This window comes from Actinoplanes sp. NPDC026623 (genome assembly GCF_040638275.1).
GTDB lineage: Bacteria > Actinomycetota > Actinomycetes > Mycobacteriales > Micromonosporaceae > Actinoplanes.
The window spans coordinates 43324-56815 of record NZ_JBEZXZ010000015.1; the positions used below are offsets into that span (position 1 = coordinate 43324).

General features: G+C 68.5%; 12 protein-coding genes. 7 read left to right on the forward strand and 5 right to left on the reverse strand.

Going from position 1 to position 13492, the window contains the following annotated elements; all coding sequences use genetic code 11:
- Positions 1–8: 8 nt before the first annotated feature.
- Entirely contained in the window at positions 9–338 is a 330-nt protein-coding gene (locus AB0F10_RS07200) for a type VII secretion target (RefSeq protein ID WP_360620946.1), read from the reverse strand.
- A 240-nt stretch (positions 339–578) separates the two neighbouring features.
- Here AB0F10_RS07200 and AB0F10_RS07205 point away from each other — a divergent pair, with 240 nt between their 5' ends.
- Genes AB0F10_RS07205 through AB0F10_RS07220 form a run of 4 tightly spaced genes read left to right on the forward strand, consistent with a single transcriptional unit; the run spans position 579 to position 2940 of the window.
- Positions 579–1445, forward strand: coding sequence for an ABC transporter permease (locus AB0F10_RS07205; protein WP_360620948.1), 867 nt, complete (start codon positions 579–581; stop codon positions 1443–1445).
- On the forward strand, positions 1442–1564 hold the full coding sequence (locus AB0F10_RS07210) for a hypothetical protein (RefSeq protein WP_360620950.1): 123 nt from the start codon (positions 1442–1444) through the stop codon (positions 1562–1564). Before AB0F10_RS07205 ends, AB0F10_RS07210 begins: the two co-directional genes overlap by 4 nt.
- Entirely contained in the window at positions 1561–2580 is a 1020-nt protein-coding gene (locus AB0F10_RS07215) for an NADPH:quinone reductase (protein WP_360620952.1), read from the forward strand. The genes AB0F10_RS07210 and AB0F10_RS07215 overlap by 4 nt, the downstream gene beginning before the upstream one ends.
- 57 nt (positions 2581–2637) lie before the next feature.
- Positions 2638–2940 carry a DUF1905 domain-containing protein gene (locus tag AB0F10_RS07220; RefSeq protein ID WP_360620954.1) on the forward strand — a complete coding sequence of 101 codons (303 nt, stop codon included), beginning with the start codon at positions 2638–2640 and terminating at the stop codon, positions 2938–2940.
- 58 nt (positions 2941–2998) lie between these two features.
- Here AB0F10_RS07220 and AB0F10_RS07225 read toward each other — a convergent pair whose 3' ends face one another.
- Entirely contained in the window at positions 2999–3715 is a 717-nt protein-coding gene (locus tag AB0F10_RS07225) for a MerR family transcriptional regulator (RefSeq protein WP_360620956.1), read from the reverse strand.
- A 217-nt stretch (positions 3716–3932) separates the two neighbouring features.
- A complete protein-coding gene (locus tag AB0F10_RS07230; RefSeq protein ID WP_360620958.1) occupies positions 3933–4142 on the reverse strand; it encodes a hypothetical protein in 210 nt (69 codons plus the stop codon).
- Between the two features lie 216 nt (positions 4143–4358).
- On the opposite strand from AB0F10_RS07230, the gene AB0F10_RS07235 reads away from it, so the two are divergent.
- The 3 genes from AB0F10_RS07235 to AB0F10_RS07245 all read left to right on the forward strand — a co-directional run bounded on the left by AB0F10_RS07235 (position 4359) and on the right by AB0F10_RS07245 (position 7540).
- Positions 4359–4730 (forward strand): ATP-binding protein, encoded by a 372-nt coding sequence (locus AB0F10_RS07235; RefSeq protein ID WP_360620960.1) that lies wholly within the window; start codon positions 4359–4361, stop codon positions 4728–4730.
- A 149-nt stretch (positions 4731–4879) separates the two neighbouring features.
- Positions 4880–6067, forward strand: coding sequence for a PP2C family protein-serine/threonine phosphatase (locus AB0F10_RS07240; RefSeq protein ID WP_360620962.1), 1188 nt, complete (start codon positions 4880–4882; stop codon positions 6065–6067).
- Between the two features lie 252 nt (positions 6068–6319).
- Positions 6320–7540, forward strand: coding sequence for an AI-2E family transporter (locus AB0F10_RS07245; protein ID WP_360620964.1), 1221 nt, complete (start codon positions 6320–6322; stop codon positions 7538–7540).
- Between the two features lie 9 nt (positions 7541–7549).
- Here AB0F10_RS07245 and AB0F10_RS07250 read toward each other — a convergent pair whose 3' ends face one another.
- Complete coding sequence (locus tag AB0F10_RS07250; RefSeq protein WP_360620966.1) at positions 7550–9679, reverse strand: MMPL family transporter; 2130 nt, start codon at positions 9677–9679, stop codon at positions 7550–7552.
- A 510-nt stretch (positions 9680–10189) separates the two neighbouring features.
- Positions 10190–13441: an RHS repeat-associated core domain-containing protein gene (locus tag AB0F10_RS07255; protein WP_360620968.1), complete on the reverse strand. Its 3252-nt coding sequence runs from the start codon at positions 13439–13441 to the stop codon at positions 10190–10192.
- Between the last annotated feature and the right edge of the window lie 51 nt (positions 13442–13492).

Below are 13492 nucleotides of genomic sequence, written 5' to 3' on the forward strand. Positions count from 1 at the left end.
CGCACCGCCTACCGGGACCCGGGATGGGGCTGCCCGGCTCCGAGCCCGGTGAGTCGGCTCGCGGCGGCCTGGTCGGCGGTCGCATACTCCTTGGCGGCGCTCCTCAAAGAGTTGCCGTGCGCGTCGACCTGGCCGGCCAGGTTACGCAGGAACGCCGACCACGCGTGCTCGGCATCGGCGAGGACGTCACCGGTCCCCCAGCCGCGCAGGCCCCCGTCCGCACCCAACTGCGCGGCGTGACCGCGATATGCCCTGTCGAACTTGACCGACGACTGCTGGACCGCGGCGCCGACCTTGCCCAATGCCACCGTGTCGACCTGCCCGGCCGGATAGCCCATGACGCCTTGCCTCCCCGTGAGCCGCGGCACCCCACCCGGACGGTACTACACCCCGTAAGTCCGGAACGACTGTGAATGCGCCGATGCCCAGTCGGGCGATTCCGACGTCACCCTGCTCCCGCCGACCGACACCCGGTTTCGCAGGTAGCGTGAGTGGTGGCCGACGGGCCAGACTCCCCCACGTTCGTCTTCCGTCACGGACGAACGACGGCTGCCTGTTCACCACGAAGGAGTCTGCCGATGTCTGAGACCGGCGTCATCCATGACATCGGGTACCGGCGGTACTCCGGCCCCCGGCTGGGTCGCGTCTCGATACAACGGGCCCTCTTCGTGCACGGGTTGCGCGCCGCCTTCGGGTTCGGCCGCTCCGCCAAGGCGAAGGCCTTCCCCTGGCTCATAGCCGGCATCATGCTGCTGGTCGCCGTCATCGTGGCGGCCGCCCGGTCGATCACCGGAGAGGTGGTCTTCAGCTACTTCCAGTACGCCGACCAGATGAGCCTGCTGATCATCTTCTTCGCGGCGATCGTCGCGCCGCAGTTGGTCTCCCGCGACCTGCGGGCTGGGGTGCTGCCGCTCTACTTCAGCCGTCCGCTGCGCGCCGCCGACTACGTGATCGCCAAGTTCGCCGCCATGACGGCCGCGGTCTGGCTGCTGATCGGCGTGCCGCAGTTCATCATGTTCCTCGGCGCCGCGTTCACCACCAGGACCGGCGTCGGCGGGGTGTTCAACGAGCTCTGGGATCTGCTGCCCGGCTGGGCCTACAGCCTGCTCTGGGCGGTGATGTTCGCCGGTATCAGCCTGCTGATCGCGTCGCTCACCGGAAAGCAGGCGTTCGCCGCCGGTGGCATCGTGGCGGTCTTCATGATGACCGTACCGGTCGTCGGCGTGCTCGCCTCGCTGCCGAACACCACCGCCAACAGCCTGTCCGGGCTGACCAGCCCGACATTCCTGATCGGAGGCGTCGGCGAGTGGCTCACCGAGCGGGAGAGCCAGCTCGACGTGGGCGTGGGCAGGTTCGGCGCGATCTACGGCATCGAGGCGGCGTGCCTGATCGCCGCGTGCTTCCTGCTCCTGCTCGCCCGTTACCGGAAGGTGGCCTCGCGGTGACCACCCGCACCGGCGTGGTGGTGCTGACCGACGTCTCGGGCAAGCCGTCGGGCGAGTCCGGGGTGGATGGGGCGGGCCCGCCATCTGCGGACGGCTTTCCTGGCAGAATCGGGGCATGAAGGCCATCGTCTACCGCGCCACCGGCGAACCCGATGTGCTCCAGTTCGTCGACCGCGACCCGCCCGTGCCCGGTCCCGGCGAGGTACGCGTCCGGGTTGCCGTGTCCGGGGTCAACCCGACCGACTGGAAGACCCGCTCGGGCGCCACCAATCCGCTGCAGTTCCCCGAGGTGACGCCGCATCTTGACGGCGCCGGCGTGATCGACGCCGTCGGTGACGGGGTCGAGCGGGGCCGGATCGGTCAGCGGGTCTGGCTGTTCATGGCAACCGCCGGGCGGCCGACCGGCACCGCCGCCGAGGTCACCGTCGTCCCCGCCGACCGGGCCGTGCCGCTGCCCGACGGCGTCAGCTTCGACGTCGGCGCCTCGCTCGGCGTACCCGCGCTCACCGCGCACCGGGCCCTCACCGTCGCCGAGGACGGGCCGCGGCGCCTCCGGCCCGGCGCACTCGACGGCAAGGTGGTACTCGCCGCCGGAGGGGCCGGGGCGGTCGGGCACGCGGCGATCCAGCTCGCCCGCTGGGCCGGAGCCACCGTGATCAGCACGATCAGCGGCCCGGAGAAGGCCCGGCTGGCCACCGCGGCCGGCGCCCACCACGTGATCAACTACCGCGAGGGCGACCCGGCGGCGAGCATCCGCGGTATCGCCCCCGGCGGCGTCGACATGATCGCCGAGGTGGCGCTCGGCGCGAACCTCGCCCTGGACCTGGCCGTGCTGGCAACGCGGGGCACCATCGCGACGTACGCCAATGACGGCGGCCGGCCGGTCGAGCTGGACGTGCGGCAGAACATGATGCTGAACACGCGTTTCCAGTTCCTCGTGCTCTACACGGTCGGTACCGAGGCGCTGGCCGCGGCCGCCGACGACGTCGCCGCCGCCGTCCGCGACGGCGCCCTGCCGGTCGGCGAGGAACACGGCCTGCCGCTGGTCCGCTTCCCGCTCGAGCGCACCGCCGACGCGCACCTGGCGGTGGAGCGGGGCACGGTCGGCAAGGTGCTCGTCGACGTCGCGTCGTGACGGCCTCACCCTGAACATCCCACGGAAAGTGTCGGCACCCCGTGCGATGCTGCGGCCATGGTTGTCACGTTCGATGCCGAGCTGTGGATCTGGGACGCCCGGCGCGGCGACAGCTGGACGTTCGTGAGCCTGCCGGTCGAGGCGGCGGCGGAGATCCGCGACGTCGCCGGCGGCAGCCGCCGCGGGTTCGGCTCGTTACGGGTGCGTGCGGCGATCGGCGACAGCAGCTGGGCGACGTCGATCTTTCCCGACAGTGCGCGGGACACGTTCGCCCTGCCGGTCAAGAAGGCCGTGCGCCGCGCGGAGGGTCTCGATGCGGGCGACGTGGCGACGGTGACCGTCGAGCTCGTCGACGTCTGAGCCTGGCGACGGCAGCCGGGGCACGCGCGACGCGACCGGCGTCCGTGTCTGCCCGCCATCAGCTCGGCGCGGCGTCGACCCCGGCTCCATCGCTGCTCGACCCGCTGGTCATCCGGGCCCGGCCCCGCCCCAGCTCGGCCAGGTCGTCGGCGCTGAGCGCGGCCATCAGCGTCGCGCGTTTCCGGCTCAGCTCGGTCAGCTCCGCGTCGCTCAGGCGAGCCACCTTCTCCGCCCGGGCCGCTGCCAGCTCTCGCCACTGGTCCGCGGTCAGCGGCTGCTCGAGGCGCACCATCTCCTCGATCAGCGACACGAGCTGCTCCGCCGACGGTTCGGTCAGCTGCTCCAGGCCGCCCAGCACGGTCAGCAACCGGGTCCGGAGCCGCATCGCCTGGCGGATCCGCTCTTCGGTGGCAACCAGCTGGCGGCGCACGATCGAGCGCGGGTCGTCGCCCCCCTGCTCCAGCACCTGCCCGATCTCCCGCAGCGACAGGCCGAAGCCGCGCAGCGCGAGAATCCTGTGCAGTCGCCGCACGTCCCCGTCGGTGTAGCAGCGATGCCCGCCCGCCGTACGCGAGGACGGCACCAGCAGCCCCAGCTGTTCGTAGTGGCGCAGCGCGCGCACGGTCACGTGGGTGGCCCGGGCCAGCTCGCCGATCCGCCATTCACGCTCCATCAGGCACGCCGATCCGCTCGGCGACCCGATCCTGAGTCTGCTCGCACCACCCCAGCATCGCTCGTAGCCGCTGGAGGGTGCGACGCTCAGCAGCCCGGGCACGGCCGCCTCCTCCTGGGGTGCTACCTGTCGAATGATTCCGCCGGCAAGGAACCAACCATGGTTGCGTCCGACGGCCCACGAACCCGCGTCGCCGCCCTGACACTCCGCATCCGGCTGACGACATCGCCCGGATCGTCATCCCCGCGGTCGGAGCCGGCCGCCTGGGACACCTATCGGGCCGGGGTGTGAACCCGGCCCGATCGCTGCGCATCGGGCGTCAGCCGTTCGCGGCGTCGCCGGCTCCGGGCATCAACCGGGCCCGCCGGCGCTGCATCTCGTCCCGCTCCTCGTCGGAGAGCCCACCCATCGATTCGGCCCGCTTGCGGCTGAGCTCGGAAACCTCCTCCGGGCTGAGCCGGCCGACCTGGTCCGCACGCTCCTGCGCCATCTTGCTCCATTGCTCCGGCGTCAATGGTTGATCGGTCATGGTCCTTCTCTCCCAACTGAACGTGGTGTTCCTCAGCCGACGTGTTGAGGCCGCTACCGCGCCGACATTTGAATGCTAAAACGTGACGTAACGTCAGATTCAAGCGTTCCGCCAAGATCTTGCGAGCGGGCAACAGGCTGACGGCATTGCCGACATCGCGGATGTTCGGTCGTTGCTGCTGGTGAGGGCGGACCGGCTTCTGGGTATGTCACCGGCGTGGATGACATTCGTGTGCCTCTGGACCGGGACACCCCTTCGTCCCTTGCGCGCCGGATCGCCGAGCGGGCGCTACGGCGCTGGGGCGTGACCGACCAGGTCGAGGAAGACGCACTGCTCGTGACGACGAAACTGGTTCAGAACGTTACAAAGCACACGGACGACGGCGGCGAACTGCGGATGACCCTGCGCGACGATGCCATCCTGATCGAGGTCGCCGACACCAACCCGGCACTGCCCCACGTGCAGCAGGCCGAACCGCATCGCGTCGGTGGGCGTGGCATGATGCTGGTCGCGTCCCTGACCCGACGATGGGCACTCGCCCCGCGGTCTGGGCCGGCCACACCGGCAAGATCGTATGGGCGGAGATAGTAAGGCGACTGCCTCGCCGATCTTGAGACGCCGGCCCGACCGGCCATACTTGGGTCACACCGCACACCCCGTCCACGTCCGGACCGTCGACACAGTGGCCGTCAGGAACACTTCGACGAGATCGCCAACGGCTGACAGGGAGGCGAGTGATGGCCGATCCGCTGCAGGCCGTGCAGCGCCTGCTGGGATTGCGGCAGCTGAGTCTGCTCGACGAGCTGCCCGCGGCGTTGACCGACACCGCGCCCCTGCTCGACGCGGTCGAGATCACCGTGCTGCTCGTCGACTACGAACAGATAGCACTGTGGCCCCTCACCGGCGACGCCTCGCGAACCACCGACTCCGTTCGGATCAACGACACCGCGGCCGGTCGTTCCTTCACCTCGGCACGCCCTGTACGGCACGACGACCCCGCAGACCTCCTGCTCTGGCTCCCGTTGGTGCACGGTGCGGAACGCCTCGGCGTCCTGCGGGTGAGACTCAGCGCGGAACCCGACGACGGATATCAAGGGCTGACCGTCATCGCCGCCCTGCTCGCCGAGTTGATCTCCAGCCGCCGGTTCTACGGCGACGCCGTGGAACACACCAGACGCAGGCTCCCCATGCAGCTGGCCGCGGAGATCATCTGGAACCAGTTACCCCCACTGAGTTTCACCGCCCACGACACCACCATCACCGCGGTCCTGGAGCCGTCATACAACGTCGGCGGCGACGCCTTCGACTACGCCGCGAACGGCACCACCCTGCACATCGCCCTGTTCGACACCGTCGGGCACGGCATCACCGCCAGCGCCCTGACCACCCTGACCCTCAACACCTACCGCAACGCCCGCAGGTGCGGCCTGAGCCTGACCGACACCTACCGCAGCATCGACAAATGGGTACGCAACCAACACCCCGGCGCCTTCGTCACCGCCATCCTCGCCGAACTCGACACCAGGACGGGGCTCTACCAGCGCATCAGCGCCGGGCACCCCGCCGAACTCCTGCTGCGCGACGGAGGTTCCCTGCCACCGCTGCCAACACCTACCGCCTTACCGCTCGGCCTGGCCCACATGCGAACCCGGCCACCGGGCGTCACCCGGCACACCCTGCGGCGCGGCGACACCCTGCTGCTCTACACCGACGGCATCACCGAGTCACGCTCCGCCGACGGCGAACTGTTCGGCCTCAACCGGCTGTCCGAATTCGTCACCACGGCCAAGGCGCGAGGCCTGCCGCCCGCCGAGATAATGCGCCAGCTCATTCACACCATCGTCAGCTACGAGGAGGGGGAACTGCGCGACGACGCCACCGCCGCCATGCTCCAGTGGCACCCCGAGGCGTACCAGGAACCCTGACGCATCCTCCGGACTGAGCAGGCCGAGCTCGAGGATTCCCACCGCGACGGCCGTGTTTTCCGGCAGTTGCCGCGGGGTAGTTCGAACTCAATCCTGGCGCCTGCCCGCGGCAGGTCAGCGAAGGAGTGTGCGATGGCCTGGGTCGAGCAAGTGCGGCAACGCGCCGGGGCCCGATTGCGCCAGGCAAGTACCGACCGACGGCCGCCACCGTTTGTCGCTGACGCCGATCTTGACACGGTCACGCCCGTCGTCATGGTCGACGCCTCACCCAAGATCGACGACGGGCTGCCGCGTGCGGTACGCGTCGCCGGTGCCTGGTCATGGCGCATCATCCTGTTCGTGGCCACCGCCTATGTGCTGCTGCGCGTCATTTCCCTGCTCCGCATAGTGATCATCCCGGTGGCGGTCGCAATGCTGCTTGCGGCGCTGTTCCAGCCGGCGACCGCCTGGCTCCGCAAGCGGGGCATGAACCGTTCGCTCGCCTCGGCGCTGGTGCTGGTGAGCGCGCTGATTCTGGTCATCGGAGGCCTCGGCCTGATCGTCAACACCGTCATCGGCCAGCTCGACACTCTCAGTACCCAGGTCGGCGACGGCATCCGAGAGGTACAGGGCTGGCTCGCGCGCGGCCCGCTGCACGTCTCCCAGAACCAGTTGAGCGACATGATCGCCGAGCTGCGGCAGTCGGCGACCTCGAACCGGGAAGCGCTCACCACCGGCGCTCTGAACACGGCCACGACGCTGGGCGAGGTGGTCGCGGGTTTCCTCCTGACCCTGTTCACGCTGTTCTTCTTCCTCCGCGACGGCGGCGACATCTGGCGCTTCCTGTGCCGCCTGCTGCCGCCGCCGGCCCGGGTGCCGACCGCCCGGGCCGGCCACTACTCGTGGCACACGCTGGTGTCATATGTGCATGCCACCGTCCTGGTCGCCTTCGTCGACGCGATCGGCATCGGAGCCGGCCTGGCCATCCTGGGCGTGCCGCTGGCCCTGCCGCTGGCGGCGCTGGTGTTCCTGGGTGCGTTCATCCCGGTCGTCGGGGCCACCGTCACCGGGGTGGTGGCGGTACTGGTCGCCCTGGTCACCGTCGGACCGGTCAAGGCTCTCATCGTGCTGGGCATCGTGATCGCGGTCCAGCAGCTGGAAGGGCATGTCCTCCAGCCTTTGATCATGGGCCGGGCGGTGGCTCTGCACCCGCTCGCGGTGATCCTCGCCATCGCCTCCGGCGTGGTCATCGCGGGGATCGTCGGCGGGCTGGTCGCCGTACCGATTCTCGCCGTGCTCAACACGGCGATCCGTTATCTGTCCCAGCATCCGGAGGGCCGGCCGACCCCTGACCGGGAACCACCCGGTACCAGGCCCACCGACAGCGACCAGGCCCAGCAGGACCAGGCCGAGGACGACCCGGCACAGGCTGGTGACCCGGACTCTCCGCCGCCGGCGCGCACCTCGGTCAACAACGCGGCCGCGGACCAGTAAGCCCGCACCTCAACCCACTGGCACCGGCGGCGCCGGCGCCGCGGTGGTCGTGCCCGGCCGCCACCAGTTCCATCGTCCGAGCAGCGACATCGTCGCCGGTAGCAGGAGGCCGCGCACCACCGTGACGTCCAGGAGAATCGCCACGGCCATCCCGACACCGATCTCCTTCACCGCGACCAGATCGCCGAGGACGAAGCCGAGGAAGACGGTGCCGATCGCCAGGGCGGCCGTGGTGACCACCGGACCGGTGGCAGTGATCCCGGCCAGGACGGCACGGTCGTTGGCCGCGCGGTCGGTGGCCGTCCGCCGGTCCCATTCCTCCTTGATGCGGGCCAGCAGGAACACCTCGTAATCCATCGAGAGGCCGAAGGCGAAGACGAACAGCAGCAGCGGCGTGGTCAGGTCGAGCGCACCCCACGGATCGAAGCCCAGAGCGCCGGCACCCCAGCCCCACTGGAAGACCGCGACCAGCACACCCATGGTCGCAAGCAACGTAAGCATGTTCATCGCGATGGCTTTGACCGGTACGACCACCGAGCGCGTGAGGGCGAACAGCAGCGCCCCGGTAGCCACGACGATGATCGCCAAGGCGACGGGCAGGCGCTCGGCCACCGATCGTTTCGCGTCGACCAGCTCCGCGGCAGGACCGGCCACCAGTACGGGGGCGGGCGCGTCGAGTGCCCGCAGGCCGGCAACCAGGCGCTGGGCCCGTTCGCCGTCCGCGGCTCCGCTCGGCACCACGTCGACGACGCTCACCCCGGGCGGCGGGCCGGTCCGCACATTCAGGTCGGACACGTCCGGCAGGCGTCGCATGGTGTCGAACAGTTCCTTCAGGCCGGGCCGGGACGGATCTGCCTCGATCACCACGGTCAGCGGTTGCTTGGGTGGGTCGGCGAACCTGTCCCGCACCGCCTCGTCCGTCTGCCGTGCCTCGCTGGTCTTCGGCAGCGCGCGGACGTCGGAGTTGGCGAACTCCACGAAGAACATCGGAGCGCTCAACACCAGCAGGCCGACAGTCGCGGTCAGCGCCACCGGGCCCGGCCGGCGCTGAGCGAACCTGGCCAGGCGCGCCAGCATGCCGGGACCAGGCCTCTGCCCGGAACCCCGCCGCGGCCGGCGCCACCCGCCGGTCGCCGGGATGCGCCGGTGGGCGGTCGCGATCAACGCCGGTACGAGCGTCAGCCCCGTCGCCGTCGCCAGGGCGACGACCAGCGCACCGCCCATCGCCATCGCGGCCAGCAGCGGCTCGCCGAAGGCGAACAGGCCCACCAGTGCGGCGGTGACGGCCGAGCCGGACACCAGCACCGCCCGGCCCGCGGTGGCCACCGTACGAGCCAGGAGCTCCGCCAGCGGCGCGCGCGGATCGGCGGCCCGCTCCTCCTGGAACCGGGCGATCATCAGGAGGCTGTAGTCGACCGCCAGCCCGATACCGAGCAGGGTGACCACGTTGACCGCATACTCGCTGACCGGCAGGAAGCGGGCCAGCCCGGTCAGCGTCAGCAGCGTGGCGGTGACCGCACCCAGGGCGGCCGCCAAGGGCAGCAGGCCGGCCACCAGGCCTCCCAGCGCCACGATCAGCAGGATCCCCACGCAGAGCAGAGCGACGGATTCGCCGACCGCCGCGTCCCGAACGGCCTGGTCGCCGAACTCCCGTTCGGCCAGCAACTCGCCGCCGACGAGGACCTCAGGAGCGTCGATGCGGAGCAGGGCGGCGCGCACCCGGTCGGCGACCCGCAACGCCTCGTCGTCGCTCAGGTCCGGCTTCAACTCGACCGTGACCAGAGAGCTGCGGTTGTCGCTGGAGATCTTCCGCGCCGCTGTGGTGTAGGAATCCTCGACCTCGGCCACCCCAGGGATTTCGCGGATCTCGAACGCGATCCGGCTGACGCTGTTGACCAGCGCGATGGCTCCGACATCGCGCCCTGAGATCACCGCGACCACCCGTTCGCCCTCGGGCGACAGCGCGTCCAGACGGTCCTGCGCCACAGTGGCCGGGGCTCCGGCGGGCAGCGTGTCGGTCGACTGCGTGCGATCGTAAACGGTGCCACCGAACACCGCGCCGGCCAACGCGACCACCACCCATACGGCGATGATGGCGAGGCGCCGAGAGTAGACCGTACGACCGAGCGCAGCGAGCATGACGACCCTCCCGACCGGCGTCGGAGGGACAGCCGCGGCACATGCAATCACCACGGACCGGCGGGGCGCAACTGCCGACCGGGCTCCCACCTCCGGGCATCACCGTCGTTTGTCGACGCGCGGTACGAGGAACGCAATTCCCACGGCGACCACAAGGCAGACGATGACTATTGCTGCACCCGGCCGCGAACGTGAAGCCACCGATCCGCAAGATGACGGAATGAATAGGTCATCGCGTCATGACCTTTTCATTCCGTCATCTCGGGCTTCGAACGCCGCCGCGGTATCAGCGTCGGGGGCGGCCCCTCATTACGAGTAATGCATATGTCAATGCACCGGCGACGATGATGCCGTAAGACGCGAGACGTCGCTCTGTTCCCGACAGGCCCAGGACGTTGATCAGCACTGTGAGCAGCATGGTCACAACGACGACGGCTACCAGAATCAAGGCCGGCCGCTTGCCCACAAACGGACTACGATATTTACCAGTTTGCACAGCGAGTGACCCTCCTAGTCGTCATCGAGCGCATAGTTGATGGTGCCGACGCCCATTCCTATTAGACCTGTGCCGATGGCCAGCTCGGGCGCGCCGATGGCCAATCCGATGCCGCCACCGACTGCAGCACCAATCTCAACATAGTTCGCTACGTAGCTGATGTAGTCGTTAAACGCATTACGTCCCGTGGGATCGATGTTGTTGATCGGGTTGTCAGCGGCGTAGGCGTAGCGGTTGGCTTGAGAGGGGTCGCCGATGAATTGGAGGTTGTCTTGCTGGGTGAAGCGGCCTTGGTTGGGGTTGTACCAGCGCTGGCCGTATTTGGTGAGGCGAGTGGCGGGATCGTAGGTGCCGGCGGCGTAGCGGAGGAGGTTGGTCTGACCGAGACCGTTCTCGTTGCTGGAGGTTTGCACGACGCCGTAGGGGTCGTACTCGTAGGTGGCGGCCACGGTGTTGTTGCTACCCACGATGGCGACGACCGAACCGAGTCCGTCGAGGACGTAGGCGTAGTCAGTGGTGCCGATACGTAGCCCGAGGGGCGTGCCGAGGCCGTCGCGTTCGACGTAGGCGGTGGGCCTGCCGTTGTGGGTCCAGGACTGCAGCCAGGCCATCCCGTACTGGTCTTCCCTGCCGTAGTCGAGTTTGGTGGTTCCGGCTTGGGTGAGTTCGACCTGGTCGGTGCCGGCGTAGGCGTAGTCGGCGGCGCCGCCGGGGCCGTAGGCGTAGTTCATCTGGTCGGCGGCGTTGTAGGTCAGCGTGCCGATGGTCGGAGGGCTGACCTTGGTCTGGTTGCCGCGGTTGTCGTAGGTGTTGTCGGTCGTGGTGACCTGGTTGGCGGAGTTGAAGGTCAGGGTCTGAGTGGTGGTGGAGTCGACCTTGACGCTCTTACGGTTGCCGGTGGCGTCGTAGTCGTACTCGTAGGTTTTGCCGTTGACGTTCGTGGCCTTGGTAAGCCGGTTGCCCTTGTCGTGGCTGTACTGGCTGACCGTGCCGCTGATCTCGTTCTTCTGCCACTGGCGGATGCCGGTGTCGTCGGCCTTGTCGGTCGAGCAGGCTTGGCCGGAGGCGTACTCGGCGTAGCAGTAGGTGACGTCGAAGACCTTGGCCGGGTCTGCCGAATTGCGGGTGGAGGTGATCCGCTTGGGCCGGTCGGACTTGTCGTAGGTGGTTTCCGTGTGCAGCGCCCACGTGCTGTTGGTCTCGTTGGTGGCGAAGTACTGGTGGGTGCGGTTGCCGTCCTTGTCGTAGAGGAAGTTGTAACGAGTGCCGGCGGCGGTGTCCATGCGCACCAGCCAGTTCCGGCTGTCGTAGTAGTAGGTCGTGGTGCCGCGGCCGTCGGTGAGTTTCAGGAGATTGCCCGCCGCGTCGGGCACGTAGGTCTGCACCGGCGTGTTCGGGGCGGTACGGATCCGCAGCCGGTTGAGTTTGTCGTACTGGTAGGTGGTGGTGCCGGTGGCGTCGGTGCGGGTGATCAGGTTGCCGGTCAGGCCGTAGTCATAGACGACCGAGGTGGTACTCGGGCAGCCGGTGCCGGAGTAGGCGACGTTCATCAGCCGGTCTTCGGCGCTGTAGTCGTAGGTGGTGACACAGGCGCCGTGGGTGACGGTCTTGAGCCGGCCGAACGTGTCGTAGGTGAAGGTCTTGACCGCCAGACCGTTACCGGTGGGCGGGGTCATCTTCGTCAGCTGTTTGTCGGCGTCGTAGGTGTAGGTGGTGCCGTTGGTGTCGTTGCCCGGGTCGGTGGACTTCTTGACGGTGCCGTCGTCGTTGTAGTCGACCTTTGCCTCGGCGGCCAGGGCGTCTTTGGTGGAGGTCTTGTTGCCGGCGCCGTTGTAGGTGTAGCTCGAACTGTTGCCCTGGGTGTCGATCGACGAGGACGGCTGGAAGTTCGCCGTCGGGTTCGTCTCCGATGCCGCGTTGGCGTAGGCCGCGGACGCCGATGCGCCGGTCGGAGAGGCGGACTTGGTCAACGACTCACCGGCGTTCGCACCGAACGTGTTGGTGACCTTGCCGCCCTCGGGCGACTGCGACGACGCCACGTCGCCGAACGAGGTGTACTCGTCGTTGCGTTCGTTGCCGGCCGGGTCGACGGCCTTGGTGACGCGTTCCTCGTCGTCGAGGGTGTAGGTGGTGTGCGGCACCGCGGTGACCGGCTGTGACAGGTCCTGCCGGGAATCCGCGACGTCGGTCCGCGTCGAGCTGGTGTAGGCCAGGCGGGTGACGGAGCCCTGGTTGGTGGCGTTGTCGATGACCTGGTTGACCGAGGTGACCCGGTGCTGACCGTCGTAGGTGATCAGCGTGTAGGTGTCCGGCTTGGTGGTGATCTTCGTCAGATCCCCGGCGGTGTTGTACTCGAACATCACCTTGCGCGGCGTCGCCGACTGAATGGTCTGCAGCCGGCCCGCGCTGTCGTAGGCGTACGACGCCTCGCGCCAGCTGTTGTCCGCGCCGGTCTGCCGGTATTTGCTGACCTTGCCGTCGGTGTAGGTCACCGCGACGGTCTTTCCGGAGCCGACGCCCTTGTCCGAGGTGACGCCGGCCCACTGCGAGCCGGTGTAGGAGTAGTCGGTGATGTTGCCGTTGCGGTCCTCGGTCTTGTCGAGGATGCCGTCGGCGGTGAAGAACAGTTCCTTGCCGCTGTCATGCTCGGTCAGCTTCCAGCCACTGCCGTTGTGCTCGAGTTTGGCCTTGAACTGTCCCGGGGTCTTGTAGCCCGAGCCGGACACGGTGAACTTGCCGATGACGCCGTCGGCCGCCACATAGGTCACCGAGCTGTCGCTGGATGCCTCGTACAGCCGGACGTCGGCGCCGCTGCGGGTGCGCCAGCCAGGGCCGTGTGCGCCGTTGGCGATGCTGGTGCCCAGCAGCAAACTGTTGAAGGAAGCTCCTAGGGTGACGTTGCCCGCGATGCCGGGCAGCGTCATCTCGGTGCTGGTCAGCAGCAGATTTCCGGAACCGACGTTGACCTTCATCTGCAGACGGTCGGTCAGCGAGAACGATAGCTGCGTCGCGTTGCGCAGCGGGCCGGTGCCCTTCGGCACCGACGGAGGATCGGCCACCCCCGCGGTGACCACCCCACCTGCCGACGCCGGCACCTTCGCAGGACTTGTGTAGAGCCATACCTTGTCGCCCGACTGCGGCGACACCATCGGCTCGATCTGCGGCGACACCGGCTCGGCCGCAGCCGGGGCACCATAGACAGCTACGAGTGACGACGTTGCGAGCAACGCCGTCACCGTCGAGAGAGCAACACGAACACGTGCCATTCGAACTCCTTGTCGTCAGAACAGCGAGGACAATCCCCGCTGCACGGCAAA

Coding starts and splice junctions, on each gene's coding strand:
- AB0F10_RS07250 (WP_360620966.1), bottom strand. CDS start 9,679: ATGCTCGCTGCGCTCGGTCGTACGGTCTACTCTCGGCGCCTCGCCATC.
- AB0F10_RS07215 (WP_360620952.1), top strand. CDS start 1,561: ATGAAGGCCATCGTCTACCGCGCCACCGGCGAACCCGATGTGCTCCAG.
- AB0F10_RS07200 (WP_360620946.1), bottom strand. CDS start 338: ATGGGCTATCCGGCCGGGCAGGTCGACACGGTGGCATTGGGCAAGGTC.
- AB0F10_RS07255 (WP_360620968.1), bottom strand. CDS start 13,441: ATGGCACGTGTTCGTGTTGCTCTCTCGACGGTGACGGCGTTGCTCGCA.
- AB0F10_RS07245 (WP_360620964.1), top strand. CDS start 6,320: ATGGTCGACGCCTCACCCAAGATCGACGACGGGCTGCCGCGTGCGGTA.
- AB0F10_RS07230 (WP_360620958.1), bottom strand. CDS start 4,142: ATGACCGATCAACCATTGACGCCGGAGCAATGGAGCAAGATGGCGCAG.
- AB0F10_RS07240 (WP_360620962.1), top strand. CDS start 4,880: ATGGCCGATCCGCTGCAGGCCGTGCAGCGCCTGCTGGGATTGCGGCAG.
- AB0F10_RS07220 (WP_360620954.1), top strand. CDS start 2,638: ATGGTTGTCACGTTCGATGCCGAGCTGTGGATCTGGGACGCCCGGCGC.
- AB0F10_RS07205 (WP_360620948.1), top strand. CDS start 579: ATGTCTGAGACCGGCGTCATCCATGACATCGGGTACCGGCGGTACTCC.